This is a genomic window from Pseudomonas fluorescens (assembly GCF_001307155.1).
GTDB lineage: Bacteria > Pseudomonadota > Gammaproteobacteria > Pseudomonadales > Pseudomonadaceae > Aquipseudomonas > Aquipseudomonas helvetica.
In genome coordinates this window covers 3440734-3459611 of sequence record NZ_CP012830.1, presented here as the reverse complement: position 1 = coordinate 3459611, position 18878 = coordinate 3440734, and the positions used below count along the sequence as shown (strand labels likewise).

Genomic DNA, 18878 nt, shown 5'->3' with positions numbered 1-18878 from the left:
TACAGTGTCAACGTGCCATGAGTTAGACTCTACGACTGGCCGGCCACTTGAAGATCAGGGCAGCAGGGAGAGCGGTGATGGTTGAGTTGTCCAGTATCGAGCCGTTGAAGGTCAGCCTGACTGATCTGAATGAAGACATGCTGCACACGATTCTGGAACTGGTCAGCGACGGGATCTGGGACTGGAATGCCAACACCGGATTTGTCTACCGCAATCGCGGTTGGTACGAAATGCTCGGCTATGCGCCTCATACCCTTGAGAACAACGTGCTGGCCTGGGAGAACGCGATTCATCCCGACGATTACCAGCAGGTCATGATGCGTTTCGATGACCACCTGCATCAGCGCGCGTCCCATTACCAGGCCGAGTACCGTTGCCGCAAACAGGATGGCAGCTACATCTGGATCGAGGATCGCGGTCATGTGATCGCACGTAACGCCAATGGCTCAGTGGCACGGATGATCGGGGCAAACCGCAGCATTGAAGACAAGAAGCGTCTGCTCGATCAACTCGAACGGCGCAATCATTCCCTCGAAGCGATGGTCGAGGAACGGACCCGCGAGTTGTCTCTGCTCAATCAGCAGTTACAGGCGCAGCTGGACGAGAACCGCAAACTGGCAGAAAGCGACACCCTGACCGGGATCGCCAACCGTTACCTCCTGGAAAAAGCCCTGCCACTGGAATGCGAGCGTTCCCAGCGCTTTCGCCAGCCGCTGTCGCTGATCGCCATGGACATCGATGACTTCAAAAATATCAACGACCATTACGGCCATGCCTTGGGCGACGCGGCGTTGGTGCACGTGGTCGAAAGCGTCAAACGCTGCGTGCGCGAGGGTGACTTGCTGGCCCGTTGGGGCGGCGACGAGTTCATCGTGATCCTGCCCAACAGCACCGCGGCCACCGCACGCGCCCTCGCTGAAAATATCCGCCTTGAGCTGTCGAGCCTGCCACCGGTGGGCGACTTCCAGGTCACGATGAGCTTCGGCGTGGCGCAACGCTTTGAAGACGAACAACAAACCGGCCTGCTGGCTCGGGCGGATCAGGCGTTGTATCGCTCGAAGATCATCGGCAAGAACATGATTTCCGGTTGATCCAGCACTACATGCCAGTCTTCACCAACACCGGTTTCTCCTGATACCGCTCCGGGTACAGCTGTTTGAGTTGTGCCACTTTCGGCAGGTCGTTGATCACGATGTAGGGATACGTCGGATGCTCCGTCAGGAAGTTCTGATGGTAGGCCTCTGCCGGGTAGAAGCCGTTGTAGGTTTCGAGTTTGGTCACGATCGGTTTGTTGAAGGCATGTGCGGCATCGAGCTGTGCGATGTAGGCTTGGGCGACTTTTTGTTGCTCGGCACTTTCGACAAAGATCGCCGAGCGATATTGGGTTCCGGTGTCCGGGCCCTGGCGATTGAGCTCAGTGGGGTTGTGAGCGACCGAGAAGTAGATTTGCAGCAAGGTGCCGTAGCTCACCTGAGCAGGATCGAAAGTGACCTGAACGGATTCCGCATGGCCGGTATCACCCTCGCTGACACGCTCGTATTGCGCGGTGTTCGCTGCGCCTCCGGCATAACCGGAGAGCGCATTCTTGACGCCTTTGACATGCTGGAACACGCCTTGAACGCCCCAGAAGCAACCACCGGCGAACACCGCCGTCTCGCTGTTGGTCTTGGGCGTTTCATCCACGGCTGGCGGCGCAATGGCAACCGCGTCCTCGGCAGCGCCAAATGAAAAAGCCATGCATTGACCTGCAACGGCAGCGACGGTCAGCCCGAGCAGGGTCTGGCGCCAGGTAAATCGGGTTTTCATGATGACGACTCCTGCATAAACAACTCTGAGTAATGTGGCGAGCACAACACCCGTGGCGAGGGAGCTTGCTCCCGCTCGGCGGCGAAGCCGTCGTAATTAAGTTAATGCGGTGTATCTGATGCATCCCGGTCAATGGTTTTGGGATCGCTACGCGCTCCAGCGGGAGCAAGCTCCCTCGCCACAGTAATCAGTGCACGCTCTGGGCAACTGAATGTTCATCAACCAAAGGTAAACGCATACGCCGACACGCCCGGGTCAAGGAACTCGATGCTGAAGGTCCGATCTGCCACGTCGCCGGGTTGGCGCACCAATTGGTAGAGGCGTTGTTCGGTCACACTGCCGCTGCCATCCGGTGCGACGTCGGTGCCGTGGGCATCGCCCGGGGCCTTGCCGTCGATCATGACTTTGAAGCGCACCGGTTTGCCGTCGGCGCCGGGGCCCAGCACCAGGTGCAGGTCGCGGGCGTGGAAGCGGTAAACGATGCGGCTGGCCGGGGCCGCCGATGTGGCGCGCTCCGAACCGACGTTCCAGTGACCGTCCAGCGTCCAGTCATTCAGTGCCAATGTTGCGGGGGCGCTGTAGGCGGCAACCTTGTCGGGCGCGAGGCTCGCCTCAGGTACGAAATGTTCCAAACGCTGGTAGCCGACGTAGGTTTCCGGCGAACGCACTTCGTTCATGTCCGGTGCCCGTTGCACGCCTTGGGCGCTGGCGTCGATCAGGCCATCGGCGACTTTCGCCGCACCGGCTTCACGCAACAGCTGCTGGATCACCCGTTCCGATTCGGCGTAGTTGCCCTCGCCAAAATGGTGGTAGCGAATGCGTCCCTGAGCGTCGGCGAAATAGTGCGCCGGCCAGTATTCGTTGTTGAAAGCCCGCCAGATCCGGTAGTCGTTATCGATGGCCACCGGGTAATTGATACCCAGGTTCTTCATAGCCTTGGTCACGTTGCCCACATCCCGTTCGAAGGCAAACTCCGGCGCGTGCACGCCGATCACCACCAGGCCCTGATCGCGATACTTCTCGGCCCAGGCTTTGACGTACGGCAAGGTGCGCAGGCAGTTGATGCAGGAGTAGGTCCAGAAATCCACCAACACCACTTTGCCCTTCAACGCTTGGACGCTGAGCGGCGGCGAGTTGAGCCACTGCACCGCACCGTCCAACGACGGCAGGTTGCCTTCGACCGGCAGCGGCGCGGGAGCGTTGGCGGCCACTTTCATCGCACCGTCGGCAGCCATCATGGCTGAGCCTGGTTGATCGTCGGCGGACGGCGGAATCTGCGCCATCATCGCCCCGCTGTTGGCCGGTGATTTACCTGCCAGTCGACCGACCAGCGCCTGTTCAAGCCCACCAGTGGACGCGGTCGACACCCGCGCCAGAATCCCGGTGTCCAGGCCCAGGGCGATGGCGGCCACACCCGCCAGCATCGCCGCACCAAGACCACGGCGCAGCCATTCGCCGGCACCGATCGAACGCTTCATCGCCGCGAAGACTTTACCGCCCAGCAGCAAGGCGACCGCGAGGGAAGTGGCGGCGCCCAGCGCGTAGGCCAGCAACAACAAGGTGGTGCCGATGCTTGCCCCTTGCAGCGCCGCGCCAGTCAGCACCAGCCCGAGAATCGGCCCGGCGCACGGTGCCCAAAGCAGGCCCGTGGCGACGCCGATCAGCAACGAAGCAGCGGGACGCGGCCGGGCATCGGCGCCCGCCGCTTCCGACAGTCGACTGCCGGCGGCCACCAGTGGACGCGTCAGCCGTTCGGCGAGTTGTGGCAGCAGCAGCGTCAGCCCGAACAGTGCTACGAACAGCAACGCGAGCCAGCGACCGTACTGATTGAGTTGCACCACCCAACCGCCGCCCACCGCCGCCAACGAGGCGACGAGCGCGAAGGTCAGCGCCATCCCCGCCAACAGCGGCAAGCCACTCTTGATAAACGGCTGCCCGGTGCGAGCGAAGACAAACGGCAGTACCGGCAGAATGCACGGGCTGAGAATCGTCAGCACACCACCGAGATAAGCGAGGACCAGAAGCCACATAACAAGGACCTGTATGAAGTGAAGGAAAAAGCCTGCCCATGGTGTCAGGCCGTTTGCGGCTTGAAGGTCATCGCCAGACCGTTCATGCAGTAGCGTAGACCGGTCGGTTTTGGCCCGTCGTTGAATACATGGCCCAGATGGCCGCCGCAGCGTCGACAGTGAACTTCTTCGCGCAGCACGCCGAACGAGCGGTCTTCGCGGGTCGCGACGGCATGATCCAGGGGCGCCCAGAAACTCGGCCAACCGGTATGGCTGTCGAATTTGGTTTTCGATGAAAACAGCGCCAGATCGCACCCTGCACAGGCGAAAGTACCGTCGCGGTGTTCGTTGTTCAGTGCGCTGGAATAGGCCCGTTCGGTGCCCTCTTCGCGCAGGATTTCGTACTGTTCGGCGCTGAGCAGCTTGTGCCACTCGGCATCGCTATGGGTGACCTCAAAGGTCTCGGCAGCGCTCGCCTCGCTGATCAGCAGCGAGCCTCCGGTCATTTTTGGCAATACACCGGCAACCAGCGCTGCAAGGCCCAGCCCGCCGCCCGTTAGAAGAATCTGTCGCCGTGAAAACATGGCCCTCTCCCTAAATCCGCCGTGGATGACATGGAACACAGCCTAGGCTTGAGGTGATCGCCAAATCCTCACGTGGAGTTAAACAATTCGTGATAACTCGCCGAGGGAAAACCCCGCACAATACGTGCACTGCGCAACAGGATTAAGTCCAAATGGATCAACCCAAACGCGTCCTGGTGGTCGAGGACGACAAACACATCGCCGACCTGATCTGCCTGCACCTGCGCGACGAACACTTCGAGGTCGTGCACAGCGCCGATGGCAACGAAGGCTTGCGCCTGCTCGAGCAAGGCAGTTGGGATGCGCTGATCCTCGACCTGATGCTGCCGGGCGTCGACGGCCTGGAAATCTGCCGCCGCGCCCGCGCCATGGCCCGTTATACCCCGATCATCATCACCAGCGCCCGGTCGAGCGAAATGCACCGCATTCTTGGCCTGGAGCTGGGCGCCGACGATTACCTGGCCAAACCGTTTTCGATGCTTGAGCTGGTGGCGCGGGTCAAGGCCCTGCTGCGACGGGTCGACGCCATGGCCCGCAACCTGAAAATGGACGCTGGCAGCTTGACCTGCGACGGGCTGTTCATCGACCCGATCACCCGCGATGTGTCGCTCGACGGCAAGCGCCTGGACCTCACCCCACGCGAGTTCGACCTGCTGTACTTTTTCGCCCGGCAGCCGGGCAAGGTCTTCTCGCGCATGGACCTGCTGAACGCCGTCTGGGGTTACAGCCACGAAGGCTACGAGCACACCGTCAACACGCACATCAATCGTCTGCGCTCCAAGATCGAAACCGACCCGGCGCAACCGGTGCGGATTCTCACGGTGTGGGGCCGTGGCTATAAATTCGCCCCGGCGCAGGAGCAGCCATGAGACTGACACTCACCCAGCGCCTGTCGGCGGTGTTCGCCCTGCTGCTGTTGGTGTGCAGCGGCACGTCGGTGTGGATGCAGGTGCGCTCCAACCACATGCATGAGCTGGAAGTGGTGCAAGGCCTGTCCCGGGATCTGGCGCAGCACATCGCCCACGACACCCAGTTGATGGACGCCAATGGCCTGAAACCCGATGCACTGCGCGAGTTGTTCAGCCAGTTGATGCTGGTGAACCCGAGCGTCGAGGTGTACCTGCTCGACAGCAGCGGCCGGGTGGTCGGCAATGCGGCGCCCGAAGGCCACCTGCGTCGCGAGCAGGTCGATCTGGCGCCCGTGCGGCGCCTGCTCAACGGTGAAGCCCTGCCGATTCTCGGCGACGACCCGCGCAGCATCGACGGGCGCAAGGTGTTCAGCGCCGCACCGCTCAAGGTCAACGGTCAGCAGGTCGGCTATCTCTACGTGGTGCTGCTCAGCGAAGAACATGACCGCTACGCCGAACGCGGCGCCACCAGCGCCGCGCTGAACACCGCGCTGTGGTCGATCGGGATGGTCGCGTTGCTGTGCCTGATCGCCGGTCTCACGGCGTTTACCCTGATCACCCGGCCGCTACGCCGCTTGACCGACACGGTCGCGCATTTCGACATTGACGGCGTACCGGTCGCCCCGCCCTCGCCGGCGCCCTCAGGTCCAGCGGAGAACCTCGCCACTCAGGACGAAATCGCCGTGCTCGATGCCGCCTTCCGGCAGATGCAAAAACGCCTGGGCGAACAATGGCGTTCCCTGACCCGCCAGGATCAGGAGCGCCGCGAGCTGGTCGCCAATATCTCCCACGACCTGCGCACACCGCTGGCATCGCTGCATGGCTACCTCGAAACCCTGTCGTTGAAAGACGCCAGCCTGACCCCGGCCGAGCGCCGCCGCTATCTGGGCATCGCCCTCGACCAGAGCCGCAAGGTCGGCGGCCTGGCGCAGTCATTGCTGGAACTGGTGCGCCTGGAACACGGCTTCGTCCAGCCGGTGCTGGAGCGTTTTTCCCTGACCGATCTGGTGCAGGACATCTTTCAGAAATTCGAGCTGACCGCCGAAGCCCGACACGTGCAGCTCAAGGCAAGCTTCGCACCGAATGTCTCGGCAGTCTGCGCCGACCTTGGGTTGATCGAGCGCGTGCTGACCAACCTGTTCGACAACGCCTTGCGCCACACACCCGATGGTGGGGAAATCGACATCAGCCTTGCCCCGCAAGGCAAGTTCGTCGAGATCACCGTCAGCGACAGCGGCCCGGGCATCGCCACAGAACTGCGCGAGGGCTTGTTCCTGCGGCCCTTCAACATTGGTGGCGCACGCCGCGACGGTGGTTTGGGATTACGCATCGTGCACCGGATTCTGCAGCTGCATGGCCGCGAGATTCACTTGCTCGATATACCGGGCCAGGGCGCGACCTTCCGTTTTTCGCTGCCGGTGGATGAGGAAACGGCGAGCGCGTTGGCGGTTCGTTCGATGAATCTGAATTCGCCCCAGCGATAATCCGCTAATCTCCCTGACATTGACTCAAGCAAGGACGCTGACCATGTTTTACCAGACCACCCCGCCTCAACCCCGCGCAGTTATCCGCTGATGCTCGATATCCTGCAAGGTACGCCGCTGTGGGTCTACGGGGTTTTCCTGTTGATCTGTTATTACGGGCTCAGGGCCAGGACGGCCAGCCGGGAAAGCAAACTTTCCCTGCTCATTACACCGGGCATCCTGACGCTCTGGTCATTCTTTTCACTGAACTACCACGAACAACCCGAGTTGGCGCTGGGCAGCTGGCTCGCCGGTATCGCGCTGGGCAGTCTGGCGGCGATTGTGTTGTTCTCGCGCCGTGGGCTGACGCTGGACAGCGACGGCAAAGACCTGATCGTTCCCGGCACCTGGAAAATTCTCTACATCTCTCTGCTGTTCTTTGCGGTGAAGTACTTCATCGGCTATCAATCCGCCGTTCACCCGGAGCGCTCGGCCAGTATGCAGATGCTGGCACTCACCGGCATCGCCTCGGGGTTTACGCTCGGGCTCTTTTGCGGTCGGGCAATCACGCTGTACCGCGAGTTGATGGCGCTGCGGACACTCAAAAGCGCTCCCGCTGGTTAAAAAACAGCCCACGCGTTACGCCAAGGCCATGGTTGAAGTGCTGGTCGCTGAAATGAACTGAATACCCAATGCCCGCCGGACTGCCGTTAGCCCCGCCGTCGAATCGAACGCGGGGCTTTTTTTGCGCAACGATTGGCCGCTGTTGCGGTCACATCGGTCGCCGCGCTGCCCTGATCGTCCGTTGGTCCGTGACAACATCGCGGCGGTCCAATAGATTAGGCAACCCGAAAACGCCGATGCTGTTCTCGTCTTAAATTCTGTTTAAAGAAGTAGTGAAATTTCAATGCCAGATTCCAATACCGCTGAATCCGTAATCACCTTGTCGTCCAAAGCGGAATACGAAAACTCCATCAATCTTTCACAACACGTGCCGCAGGCCAAAACCATCAGCGAGATGGTCCTGGACGCCTTCCACACCTCGAAAGAAAGCGACCAGATTCGCGAGCTTCGCGCGGCCATCCGCCAGGCTCACGACCGCTTCGACGACGACAAAGCCTATGAACTGATGGGCGAACTCAAACAACTCAAGGACGCCGAGGCCGCCGATATCGCAGCCCTGGAAGACCTGAGCAGCAAGTTCCCGATCAGCCGGATTCTGTCGAGCTTCAAGGATGACCCAGACTTTCAGGAGCTGGTCTACGGCCTGGCGCTGAAAGTGCTGAACCAGACCCATCAGGCCATCAGCAACCCAAGCGCCGGCAAGAGCAAAGCAGCCCGCGCCAAGAAAGAAATCGAAGTGTTCAGCATCAGCAAGGACGGTGTCAGCGTCAGCCTGCCGCTGCGCAATCCGCGCTCCAAACCGTACGTCGACCGTGAAGCCTTCGAATTCCTCGGTTTCACCTTTGTGGGTGAAGGCGACGAGGCAGAGCTTGCCAGCGAGACCTTCATCGACAATGCCGGTACCGAACAACCGGCCACCCGCAAAGCCATCGTCACCGCCCTGCAACAGCAGACGGCGTTCGACGGCTACAGCATCGCGGCACAGTAACCATCCGCGATTCCTGCACAACGGCTCGTAGCAGCTGTCGAGCCTGCGAGGCTGCGTTAGAGGCGGACCGCGATCGGGCGCAGTCCTCGCAAATCCTGGATACGCGGTTCGCCTGAAAGAACGCATTGCCTGATTTTACGACCGCTTTGCGGCCGGACGCAGCCTCGCAGGCTCGACAGCTGCTACGGCAGTAACGGGAGCTATTACCAGCAATTAGGCCACTCGCTCCGCCTGACAAATCCTGAATCCGGTCTACATTAAAAAGCCACTACCCAAAGCGCAGGGATTCGCTTATCCTTTTGGCTGTATATAAATACAGTAGTCGCAAAAGACAACTATCGTGAAGGCATGTGAGGTGGTGAATGGCCGTCGAAGTGGTATACCGCAGCAGCCGAGATCTGGAGCGCTTGTTCATGGATAAAGCCGAAGCTGACCGTCATGACAAAATGCTCGAACTGGCCGAATTGCTGGCTGAAGTGTTGCAAAAAGCGGTTCCGTCGCTAACCGAGCAACAGGTGGAAGAAGCCGGGATCTACATGGCGAAAAATCGCGATGTGTTCGCCAAGGCGTTCAAGAGCCAGCCGGACGCCCTGTCCGAATTGCTCAACGTGCCGGTTGCAGCCGCGGCACCTGCAGAGCCAACGGAACCAGCCGAGCCAGCGGAGCCTGCCAAACCCGCGAAACCGGCTAAGCCCGCGAAGTAAGCAACGCCCGAATTGAATAGGCCCTGAGTCACTGACTCAGGGCCTTTTTCATGCCTGCGTATCAACTGTCCGGTTGTTCCAGTGCCTCGACCAACACCTTGAAGAACCGCGCTGCTTCTCCCCCCGTCACCACCCGGTGATCGAAGGTCAGCGACAGCGGCAATATCGGGTGCACCACAACCTTGCCCGCCATCGCCACCGGCTCGTCGCGAATGGCTCCGGCGGCAAGAATTGCTACTTGCGGCGGTACGACTACCGGGTTGGCATAGCGCCCGAACATGGTGCCGAAGTTCGACAAGGTCAGGGTCGCGCCCATCATTTCCTTGGCCGGGATCGAACGCGCCTGCACGTCGGCGCGCAAGCGGGTGATGCCTTCTTTCAAATCATCTGACGAGCGATTACCCACATCGCGCAACACCGGCACGAACAAACCGTCAGGGGTGTCGACGGCAATGCCCAGATTCAGGGCGTCGTGGTGCTTGATCGACAAGGACTTGCCATCAAAGCCACTGTTGAGCATCGGCTCCACGGCACAGGCAGCCGCCATGGCCTTGGCCAAACGGATCAACGGATCGCGGGCACGGCCCCAGCGATGCAGGTCGGCATCGGCGTAGATGGTCACCGGAACCACCTCCGCGTGGGACCTGGTCATGTTTTGCGCCATGCTGCGGCGCACCCCGCGCAGCTTCTCCCCGCCAAATTTGTCGCGCTCGGTTTGCGAGGCACTTTCCACATCGCTGCGGGTGATCAGCCCATCGGGGCCGGACCCGCTCAGCCCAGTCAACTCGACGCCCAGTTGTCGGGCCAGTTGCCGCACCGCCGGGGTTGCGCGAGGACTCATGTGTTCACGGGTCGAGGGCGCGGCGCCAACGAAAAACTGATCGTCCTGATGGCTGCCGCCACCTTCAAGCCGGCCCACCACCGTGCCGGCATCCGCCTCGCCTTCATACCCCAGCAAGGGCTCGCCGACGTGCAGGATGTCACCTTCACCGCCGAAGGTTTTCGCCACCACACCGTCGTAAGGTGCGGGAATATCCACCAGGGCCTTGGCAGTTTCCACCGAAACCAACAGTTGATCGGCCTTCACCGTATCGCCGACCTTGACGTGCCATTCGACGATTTCCGCTTCTTGCAGCCCTTCGCCCAAGTCAGGCAATTTGAAATATTTCATTGCAGCCTCCCGGGCCTCAGGCGCCTCTTTAGAAGTGGTGCAGCACGCTGTCGCAGGCGTGAAGGATGTCTTCGACGTTGGGCATGTACAGCAACTCTTGCCGATACAGTGGTGGCGGAATGTCCGGTGCGGTGACCCGCAGGATCGGCGCCTGCAAATCCAGCAACGCACGTTCATAGAGGCTGGCGGCGATTTCCGCGCCGACGCCACAGGTTCGTGGCGCTTCATGGACGATCACGCAACGGCCGGTCTTGCGCACCGACGCCTCCAGCGTGTCGAGGTCCAGCGGCTTGATGCTCGCGACATCGATCACCTCGGCCGAAATCCCTTGTTCCGCCAGCGCATCGGCCGCCTGCAGGGTTTCCATGACGCTGGCGCCCCAGCTGATCAGGGTGATATCGCTGCCTTCACGCAAGGTGAAGCAGGTATCGAGCGGCAGGCGTTTGCCATCGTCGATCAACGGTTGCGGGTTCATTCGGTAGAGCCGCGTCGGTTCGAGAAAGATCACCGGGTCCGGGTCATCGATGGCCGCCAGCAGCAGCCCATAAGCCCGCGCCGGTGACGAAGGAATCACCACGCGTAACCCTGGGATATGCGCAAACAGCGCCTCGGTGCTTTCACTGTGATGTTCCGGCGCACGAATGCCCGCGCCCATCGGTGTGCGCAGCACCATCGGGCAAGTGATCCGCCCGCGCGTGCGATTGCGCATGCGGCTGGCGTGCGACACCAGATGCTCCATGGCCGCGTAGATGAAGCCCATGAACTGGATTTCCAGCACCGGTTTCAAACCTTGGGCAGCCATGCCGATCACCAGCCCGCCGAGCATGGTTTCGGCCAGCGGCGTATCGATCACCCGCTTGAAGCCAAAGCTGTCGCGCAACCCTAGTGTGGCGCGAAACACACCGCCGTTCACGCCGACGTCCTCACCGAGCACGATCACGTTTTCGTCCTCGCGCATGGCCCGATGCAACGCCAGGTTGATCGCCTCCAGCAGCGTGACTTTACCGTTACTCATGAGCGGCCCCTCCTGCTCGGCGCGCCGCGCGTTCGAGCAACCACTCGCGCTGCTCGGCCAAAGCCGCCGGCCACTGGGCATAAACGTGATCGATCACCGATTCAGCTGACTGTTGGCCAGCCGCATCGAAGTTATCCACAGCGCCCTGCACCAGCGCCTGACATTCGGCAATCAGCGCCTGTTCACGCCCTTCGTCCCACACGCCCTGCCCGGCCAGATAACGTTGCAAGCGTTTTACCGGTTCTTCAAGCCAGGCCTGTTTGACCTCTTCGGCCGGGCGATAACGCGTCGCATCGTCTGCGGTGGTGTGATCGCCGAGGCGGTAACTCACGCACTCCAGCAACACCGGGCCTTTACCGTGACGCGCACGTTCGAGGGCGATTTGCACCCGGTCGTAGACCGCGAGTATGTCGTTGCCATCGACTTGCTCGCCGTGGAAACCGGCGCCGATCGCCTTCTGCGCCAGGGTCGGCGCTGCGCATTGAATCCGCCGAGGCACCGAGATCGCCCACTGGTTGTTGTTGATCACGAACACCACCGGCAACTGCCAGGCCCCCGCGACGTTCAAGGCCTCAAGAAAGTCGCCCTTGCTGGTGGCGCCATCGCCGCAGGTGGTCACGGCTACCCGGTGCTCGCCACGAATCTTGAATGCACTGGCGACTCCGCACGCGTGCAGCGCCTGGGTGGCGATCGGCACGCAGATCGGGAAGTCCTCGACCGCCGCGGGCTCGGCAAAGTCGCTGCCGCGCTCATCGCCGCCCCAGTACAGCAAAATCTCTTCCATGCGCACTCCACGCATCAATTGCACGCCAGTGTCGCGGTAATACGGGATCAGCACGTCCTCGGGATGCATCAGGCTGCCGACGGCCACGCCGATCGCTTCCTGGCCGAGGGTCGGCGCGTATGTGCCGATGCGCCCGGTGCGTTGCAGGGCGACAGCTTTTTGATCGAAGAGACGGGTCAGGACCATTTGCCGGTAGAGGCGGGTCAGCAGATTGAAGTCGTCGGCCCAGGCGGGAAGTTCGCTCAATGCCTGGCCGTCGGGGGATAAATAACGGGTATAGGGAAGGTCGACCTTGTTACGAGGCATGAAACGGCTCCTTGCACGCCGGGTCAGCGTGCCATTGTCGGGCCTGATGCTTGTGGCGCCAGGCTCAGGGAGCAAGTCGACCGGGTAAGGCCCTCACTCCGTCATCGGTACAGCACTTTCTCTGCCAGCTCATCCGCCACCCGGGCCGGCGAGCGTTTTTCAGCCTGGGCATGGGCGAAGACTTCAGTCAGCCGCGAGCTGATTTTCGAGAGGTGCGCGGTGATGTTCGACAACGCCTCGCCACGGTGTTTGAGCGATACATAAATCAACCCGCCGGAATTGATCACGTAGTCCGGCGCATACAGAATGCCGCGGTTTTCCAACTGGTCGGCCACCAGCAGGTTGGTCAGCTGATTGTTGGCCGAACCGGCCACTGCGGCGCAGCGCAATTGCGCAACGCTGTGGCTGTTGAGCACGCCGCCCAGCCCACAAGGCGCGAGAATGTCGCACGGGGTGCTGAGCAGCGATTCGTTGGCAATCGGACGGGCGCCCAACTGCTCGATGGCCAGTTGTACCTTGCCGGCGTCGATGTCGCTGACCAGCAATTCAGCCCCGGCGGCATGCAGTTGCTCGGCGAGGGCAAAACCGACATTGCCCAACCCCTGGACCGCCACCCGCAGGCCTTCGAGGTTGTCACTGCCCAAGCGGGCCATGGCCGTGGCGCGAATACCGGCGAACACCCCCATGGCGGCATGCGGCGCCGGATCGCCGGCGGCGGTGGTGCTGGTGACATGCTGGGTTGTCTGGGCAATGCAATCCATGTCGGCGACCGAAGTACCGCTGTCGATGGCCGTGATGTAGCGACCGTCGAGCTGTTCGACAACGCGGCCGAAGGCCTCGAACAAGGCTGCGCGGCTTTCGACATGGGGCGGACGAACGATCACCGCCACCCCGCCACCCTGCGCCAGCCCGGCCAGCGCGGCCTTGTAACTCATGCCTTGCGCCAGGCGCGCAGCATCCACCACGGCGCTTTCATCGTCGGGATAGGCAAGGTAACGGCAGCCACCAAGGGCGGGACCCAAACGGCTGCAATGAATGGCGATCACCGCCTTCAACCCGGTCACCGGGTCAACGCTCAGGTGCAGCGATTCAAGGCGAGTGCTTTGCATGAGAGCGAACATCGTAGGGCTCCCGAATCACTTCTTGTAGTCGCCAGTATAGGCCTGCGGCTGAAAATTGCTGAAGCGCACCGGAATAAGCAGAAGCGGTTTTACAGCCTTTAAGACATAACCTGCAACGGCATGTGTAGAGCACTGGACGAATGCCTGAGACGGGGCTAAAACGAGGCATCCGCCGGAGATTTTGATGAACCCGCGCCACGCTTTTTTCGCTTGTCTGCAACGCTCGCCACCGGCGCTCTTCGAAGCGGCGCTGTGGATCGCTGCCGAACACGATCCACAGGTGAAGCCCGAGGTACTGCTGGAGCAATTCAAGGACCTGCAACAACGGGTCAGTGCCGGTTTACCCATGTTGCCGGTCAGCGAATTGGCCCAACCGTTGTTGCGGCGACTCAATGACATGGGTTATCGACAGGACGAGTCCATCCCACTGCGCCCGCAGGCGGCGCTGCTCAACAAGGTGCTGGAACGCCGGCGCGGACAACCGCTGGCCCTCGGTTTGATCGCGCTGGAGTTGGCCCGGCGGCTGGAGATCCCAATGGTCGGGGTGAATTTTCCCGGGCATTTTCTGTTGCGGGTGCCGGGTGCCGATCATTTGCTCGACCCGTGTGGCGGTCGGCGCTTGTACCCCAACGACTGCCGCGAGTTGCTGCAGCGCCAGTACGGTCCGAACATGCAGCTCAACGCCGAGCATCTGCTTACCAGCGAACCGGTCCAGATGCTCCAGCGACTGTCGCGCAATTTGCGCCAGTTGCATTTAACCAACGACGACAACATCGACGCGCTGATCGATGCCGAGCGGGTGCTGGAACTCGGCAACGCTTGCGTCAGCGACTACCTGGCCCGCGCCAGCCTCTATCAACGGCTGGAATGTCCCAACGCCGAGCGTTTCGACCTGGAGCATGCCTTGCTGCTCACCGACGACCCGATCCAGCGCATCCGCCTGACCGAACGATTGGGGCATTTGCCACCTAACGCCATCGTGCATTAACCCTTTAACCACTGCATTCCTGTGGCGAGGGAGCTTGCTCCCGCTGGGCTGCGCAGCAGCCCAAAAACCGGCGAATGAGATCCTTCAGAAACAGTGTTACTGCCTGTTTTTGGAGCGCTTCGCACTCCAGCGGGAGCAAGCTCCCTCGCCACAAGAACAATCAGTGTCCACTCAGCTATGGGGTATCGGGCTGATTCGCCGGGTGGGCCTTGATGAAGGCCGGATGCTGCACTGCCAGCGCCGCGACCCGGCGAATCCGTGGATACGCCTCAAGGGAAATGTTGAACCGCTCGGCCGCGTACAGCTGCGGGATCAGGTAGACATCCGCCAGCCCCGGCGCGTTGCCGAAACAGTACCCCTCGTCGCCAATCAAGTGCTCGACCGCCGCCAGCCCCTGAGTAATCCAGTGGCCGATCCAGTGCACCACCTGCGGCTCATCATGACCGAGTTGGCGCAGTTGATTGAGCACGCTGACGTTGTGCAGCGGATGAATGTCGCAACCGATCAACGCCGCCACCCCACGCTCATGCGCGCGCCTGGCCAGGTCTTTGGACAGCAGCGGCACCTGTGGATAACGCTCCTCCAGGTACTCGATGATCGCCGGGGACTGGATCAGCAACTCGCCTTCATCGGTACGCAAGGCTGGCACCCGGCCTTGCGGGTTGATATGCAAATACGCCGGTTGCTGGTGTTCGCCACCTTGCGGCGCGATCAGGTTGATCGGCAGCGCCTGGTACTCCAGCCCTTTGAGTGCCAGGGCAATGCGCACCCGAAAGGACGACGTCGAACGGTAGTAGGTAAAGAGTTCCATGGCCTGAACCTCTTAACGTGCCGGCAGGATTTTGCCGCGGCATTCACCGAAACCAATGGAGGCGAAACCGTCACGGCTGCAGCGTGCGCGCAGGATGATTTCGTCGCCGTCTTCAAGGAACTTGCGCACCTCGCCCGAAGCCAGCTCGATCGGCTTTTTACCGCCTTCGGTGATTTCCAGCAGGCTGCCGAACTGACCGTTTTCCGGCCCCGACAAGGTGCCCGAACCGAACAGGTCACCGGCCTGCAACTGGCACCCGTTGACGCTGTGGTGCGCAACCATTTGCGCCACGGTCCAGTACATGTATTGAGTGTTGCTCAGCGTCAGGCGATGGGCTGGCAGGTTTTGTTCGCGCATGGCTTCGGTGAGCAGCAGCACTTCCAGTTCGATATCGAAGGCACCCGCGGCCTGATCGCGTTTGTCGAACAGGTACGGCAGCGGTTGCGGATCGCCCTCGGGACGCGCCGGTTGGGCACGGCGGAACGGCTCCAATGCTTCAGCGGTGACGACCCATGGCGAGATGCTGGTAATGAAGCTTTTCGACAGGAACGGCCCCAGTGGCTGGTATTCCCAGGCCTGGATGTCGCGCGCCGACCAGTCATTCAGCAGGCAAAAACCGGCGATGTGCTCGGCGGCGTCGCCGATGGCAATCGAGTCGCCCATTTCATTGCCTTGACCGATCCAGATGCCGAGTTCCAGTTCATAGTCCAGCCGCGCGCACGGGCCAAACGTTGGCTCGGTCTGACCGGCGGGCAGGGTCTGGCCTTTCGGACGACGCACGTCGGTGCCGGACGGGCGAATGGTCGATGCACGGCCGTGGTAGCCGATCGGCACGTACTTATAGTTCGGCAGCAGCGGGTTGTCCGGGCGGAACAGTTTGCCGACGTTTTGCGCGTGCTCGATGCCAACGTAGAAGTCGGTGTAGTCATTGATCTTGGCTGGCAGGTGCATCTGGCAATCGGCGGCCAATGGCAACAGTTTTGCGCCTTGGGCTTCGATCTTGCCGCGCAGGGTGCTGCCTTCGGTGAACAGCTCCAGCAGACGCTCACGCAGGGCCACGCGGGCGCCACGCCCGAGGTCGAAAAACGCGTTCAGCTGACCGCCACGGGTGGCTTCGACGGCTGCACGCGCAGCACCGTCGAACAGACCTGCTTCGAGCGCCGCTTCCAAGTCGAAAATATGCTCGCCAATCGCCACACCGCTGCGCGGCGCCGAACCCTTGGTGCTGAACACGCCCAGCGGCAGGTTCTGCAGCGGGAAGTCAGTGTGACCGTTGGCGGAGGCAACCCAGCTACGAGTGGGGGTGGTCTGAGTCATGGGTTATCTCCGGTTTGGATTGAATGTGACGGGCAGCGAGGCCCAGCATGCATCGTAGTTGTTTTGCAGTTGCGGGCAATCGAGGGCAAAGCGGCTTGGGCGCAACACCTGGCTGGTCTCGAACATGAAGGCCATGGTGTTGTCGATTTTGCTCGGCGCCAGTTCGGCATTGATCGCCTTGGTGCAGGTTTCACCGTCCGGACCGTGAGCGCTCATGCAGCTGTGCAACGACGCGCCACCCGGCAGGAAACCTTCGGCCTTGGCGTCGTAGGTGCCCTGGATCAGGCCCATGAATTCGTTCATCAGGTTGCGGTGGAACCACGGTGGACGGAAGGTGTTTTCGGCCACCATCCAGCGCGGCGGGAAGATCACGAAATCGAGGTTGGCCAGACCGTGGACGCTGGTCGGCGACGTCAGCACGGTGAAGATCGACGGGTCCGGATGATCGAAGCTAACCGTGCCAATAGTGTTGAAGCGGCGCAGGTCATATTTGTACGGCACATTATTACCGTGCCAGGCGACCACGTTCAGCGGCGAATGGTCGAGCTCGCAGCCCCACAACTCACCGAGGAATTTCTGTACCAGGGTGGTCGGTTGCTTGAGGTCTTCGTAGTGCGCGACCGGAGTCAGGAAGTCCCGTGGATTGGCCAGACCGTTACTGCCAATCGGCCCGAGGTCCGGCAGGCGCAGCGGCGCGCCGTGGTTCTCGGCCAGGTAGCCACGGGCTTGCGGGTCGAGCAATTCGATGCGGAACTTCAAACCGCGCGGCAGCACGGCAATTTCCAGCGGTTCCAGTTCCAGCACCCCGAGTTCGGTGGCGATGCGCAACCGCCCCTGCTCCGGCACCAGCAACCACTCGCCATCGGCGTTGAAGAACACCCGCTCCATCGAGCGATTGGCGCGGTAGTGATAAATACTGATCCCGGCCGGTTTCTCCGAACCCGAGTTGGCCGCCATGCGCACCAGACCGTCGATGAAATCGGTCGGTTCGCCAGGGATCTCCAACGGGTTCCAGCGCAAGCGGTTGGGCGTCACGTCGCCCAGCGGTCCGCCAGCCAATTGCCGCTCCAGCTTAACGAACGCCGGGTGATTGGCCGACGGCTGAATACGGTACATCCAGGTGCGTCGCGCTTCACTGCGCGCCATGGTGAACGCAGTACCGGAGAACAGTTCGGTGTAGAGACCGTACGGGGCTTTTTGCGGGGAGTTCTGGCCGACGGGCAGTGCGCCGGGCAACGCTTCGCTGCTGAATTCGTTGCCGAAACCTGACTGGTAAACCAGCGCTGGCGCCGTTGAATCAAGGTTCATGGAGCCTCCTGAACAGGGAGTAGGCCGTGGCCTGTGGCTCCCTTTCAGAAGTCTCGGCACGCCCAGGTTATTTTTATCGTAATTCGATTACGCATAACGTAATTTGATTGGTATTGACCGTCAAGCTATAAAGACGCCCATTCGTCCCGGGATCACACCGCCTCCATGGAAAAGCCGCGTAGCAGCACCGCCGACAGCGGTAAACAAAAAGTCCGCTCGGCCGAGGTCGGCACCGACATCCTCAAGGCCTTGGCCGAGTTGTCGCCATCGACATCGTTGTCGCGCTTGGCCGAACACGTGCAGATGCCAGCGAGCAAGGTTCACCGCTATTTACAGGCGTTGATCGCCAGCGGCTTTGCCGAGCAAAACGCCGCCACCAATCATTACGGTCTCGGCCGCGAAGCCTTGCGCGTCGGCCTGGCCGCTTTAAACAGTATGGACGTGCTGAAAGTCGCCGCCCTGCCACTCGCCGAGTTACGCGACGACCTGAACGAAACCTGCTTCCTCGCGGTATGGGGCAACCAGGGCGCAACCGTGGTGCATATCGAACCGGCGGTGCGTGCAGTGACGGTGGTGACGCAACTGGGTTCGGTCTTGCCGCTGCTCAGCTCATCCACCGGCCTGGTGTTCAGCGCTTTTTTGCCGAACCGCGAAACCGTTGAGTTACGCGAACTGGAAGTGCAGGCAACGGCGGCCCATCCGCTGGCCGATGACCAGGTCTACGCGACCTTGTGTGAACAGATCCGCGAACGCGGCCTGCATCATGTGCATGGTTTGCTGATGCCGGGAGTCGATGCGCTCTCGGCTCCAGTGTTCAATGCCGTCGGCCAGGTGGCGGCAGTGCTGACCATCGTCGGCCCGACGTCGTTGTTCCACGCCGACGAAAACGGCCCGGCGGCGCAGCGATTGCTGGCGGCGACCCGGGCCGTGAGTTGGCGGATGGGCTACGAGCCCAGCATCGCCGGTTAAAT

Annotated in this window: 17 protein-coding genes and 1 pseudogene; 8 read left to right on the top strand and 10 right to left on the bottom strand. The window is 61.4% G+C overall.

Annotated elements, in window-relative coordinates; all coding sequences use genetic code 11:
• Positions 1-77: 77 nt before the first annotated feature.
• On the top strand, positions 78-1091 hold the full coding sequence (locus tag AO353_RS15630; RefSeq protein WP_054595766.1) for a sensor domain-containing diguanylate cyclase: 1014 nt from the start codon (positions 78-80) through the stop codon (positions 1089-1091).
• 7 nt (positions 1092-1098) lie between these two features.
• On the opposite strand, the gene msrA is transcribed toward AO353_RS15630, so the two are convergent.
• The 3 genes from msrA to msrB form a co-directional block, all read right to left on the bottom strand.
• The gene (gene msrA, locus AO353_RS15625) at positions 1099-1806 is read right to left on the bottom strand and encodes a peptide-methionine (S)-S-oxide reductase MsrA (RefSeq protein WP_054595765.1); all 708 of its coding nucleotides are present in this window, start codon (positions 1804-1806) and stop codon (positions 1099-1101) included.
• Between the two features lie 218 nt (positions 1807-2024).
• On the bottom strand, positions 2025-3836 hold the full coding sequence (locus AO353_RS15620; protein WP_054595764.1) for a cytochrome c biogenesis protein DipZ: 1812 nt from the start codon (positions 3834-3836) through the stop codon (positions 2025-2027).
• Positions 3837-3880: 44 nt separating this feature from the next.
• A complete protein-coding gene (msrB, locus tag AO353_RS15615; protein ID WP_054595763.1) occupies positions 3881-4399 on the bottom strand; it encodes a peptide-methionine (R)-S-oxide reductase MsrB in 519 nt (172 codons plus the stop codon).
• Positions 4400-4551: 152 nt separating this feature from the next.
• Between msrB and AO353_RS15610 the strand changes: the two genes are divergently transcribed.
• The 5 genes and pseudogenes from AO353_RS15610 to AO353_RS15590 all read left to right on the top strand — a co-directional run.
• The gene (locus AO353_RS15610) at positions 4552-5268 is read left to right on the top strand and encodes a response regulator transcription factor (RefSeq protein ID WP_054595762.1); all 717 of its coding nucleotides are present in this window, start codon (positions 4552-4554) and stop codon (positions 5266-5268) included.
• Complete coding sequence (locus AO353_RS15605) at positions 5265-6791, top strand: sensor histidine kinase (protein WP_054595761.1); 1527 nt, start codon at positions 5265-5267, stop codon at positions 6789-6791. The genes AO353_RS15610 and AO353_RS15605 overlap by 4 nt, the downstream gene beginning before the upstream one ends.
• 90 nt (positions 6792-6881) lie before the next feature.
• Entirely contained in the window at positions 6882-7394 is a 513-nt protein-coding gene (locus AO353_RS15600) for a hypothetical protein (protein ID WP_054595760.1), read from the top strand.
• Positions 7395-7677: 283 nt separating this feature from the next.
• Positions 7678-8382 (top strand): hypothetical protein, encoded by a 705-nt coding sequence (locus AO353_RS15595; RefSeq protein WP_054595759.1) that lies wholly within the window; start codon positions 7678-7680, stop codon positions 8380-8382.
• A 362-nt stretch (positions 8383-8744) separates the two neighbouring features.
• Positions 8745-8984 (top strand): annotated as a pseudogene (locus AO353_RS15590) (YebG family protein); the annotation flags it as partial.
• Between the two features lie 163 nt (positions 8985-9147).
• Here AO353_RS15590 and AO353_RS15585 read toward each other — a convergent pair.
• From AO353_RS15585 to AO353_RS15570, 4 genes are all read right to left on the bottom strand, one after another.
• A complete protein-coding gene (locus tag AO353_RS15585; RefSeq protein WP_054595758.1) occupies positions 9148-10257 on the bottom strand; it encodes a dihydrolipoamide acetyltransferase family protein in 1110 nt (369 codons plus the stop codon).
• A 28-nt stretch (positions 10258-10285) separates the two neighbouring features.
• Positions 10286-11272 carry an alpha-ketoacid dehydrogenase subunit beta gene (locus AO353_RS15580; protein ID WP_054595757.1) on the bottom strand — a complete coding sequence of 329 codons (987 nt, stop codon included), beginning with the start codon at positions 11270-11272 and terminating at the stop codon, positions 10286-10288.
• Positions 11265-12362, bottom strand: a complete 1098-nt coding sequence (pdhA, locus tag AO353_RS15575) for a pyruvate dehydrogenase (acetyl-transferring) E1 component subunit alpha (protein ID WP_054595756.1) — start codon at positions 12360-12362, stop codon at positions 11265-11267. Before pdhA ends, AO353_RS15580 begins: the two co-directional genes overlap by 8 nt.
• 101 nt (positions 12363-12463) lie before the next feature.
• Positions 12464-13483 (bottom strand): Leu/Phe/Val dehydrogenase, encoded by a 1020-nt coding sequence (locus AO353_RS15570; RefSeq protein WP_054595755.1) that lies wholly within the window; start codon positions 13481-13483, stop codon positions 12464-12466.
• A gap of 184 nt (positions 13484-13667) precedes the next feature.
• Here AO353_RS15570 and AO353_RS15565 point away from each other — a divergent pair, with 184 nt between their 5' ends.
• Positions 13668-14471 carry a SirB1 family protein gene (locus AO353_RS15565; protein ID WP_054595754.1) on the top strand — a complete coding sequence of 268 codons (804 nt, stop codon included), beginning with the start codon at positions 13668-13670 and terminating at the stop codon, positions 14469-14471.
• Positions 14472-14646: 175 nt separating this feature from the next.
• Here the strand turns inward: AO353_RS15565 and maiA are convergent, their stop codons facing one another.
• From maiA to hmgA, 3 genes are read right to left on the bottom strand one after another with little or no spacing between them, the layout of a single operon-like run.
• Positions 14647-15282: a maleylacetoacetate isomerase gene (gene maiA / locus AO353_RS15560; RefSeq protein WP_054595753.1), complete on the bottom strand. Its 636-nt coding sequence runs from the start codon at positions 15280-15282 to the stop codon at positions 14647-14649.
• A gap of 12 nt (positions 15283-15294) precedes the next feature.
• Positions 15295-16599 carry a fumarylacetoacetase gene (gene fahA, locus AO353_RS15555; protein WP_054595752.1) on the bottom strand — a complete coding sequence of 435 codons (1305 nt, stop codon included), beginning with the start codon at positions 16597-16599 and terminating at the stop codon, positions 15295-15297.
• Positions 16600-16602: 3 nt separating this feature from the next.
• Positions 16603-17907, bottom strand: a complete 1305-nt coding sequence (gene hmgA / locus AO353_RS15550; RefSeq protein ID WP_054595751.1) for a homogentisate 1,2-dioxygenase — start codon at positions 17905-17907, stop codon at positions 16603-16605.
• Between the two features lie 165 nt (positions 17908-18072).
• Here hmgA and AO353_RS15545 point away from each other — a divergent pair, with 165 nt between their 5' ends.
• Positions 18073-18876, top strand: coding sequence for an IclR family transcriptional regulator (locus tag AO353_RS15545; RefSeq protein WP_054595750.1), 804 nt, complete (start codon positions 18073-18075; stop codon positions 18874-18876).
• Positions 18877-18878: the final 2 nt, after the last annotated feature.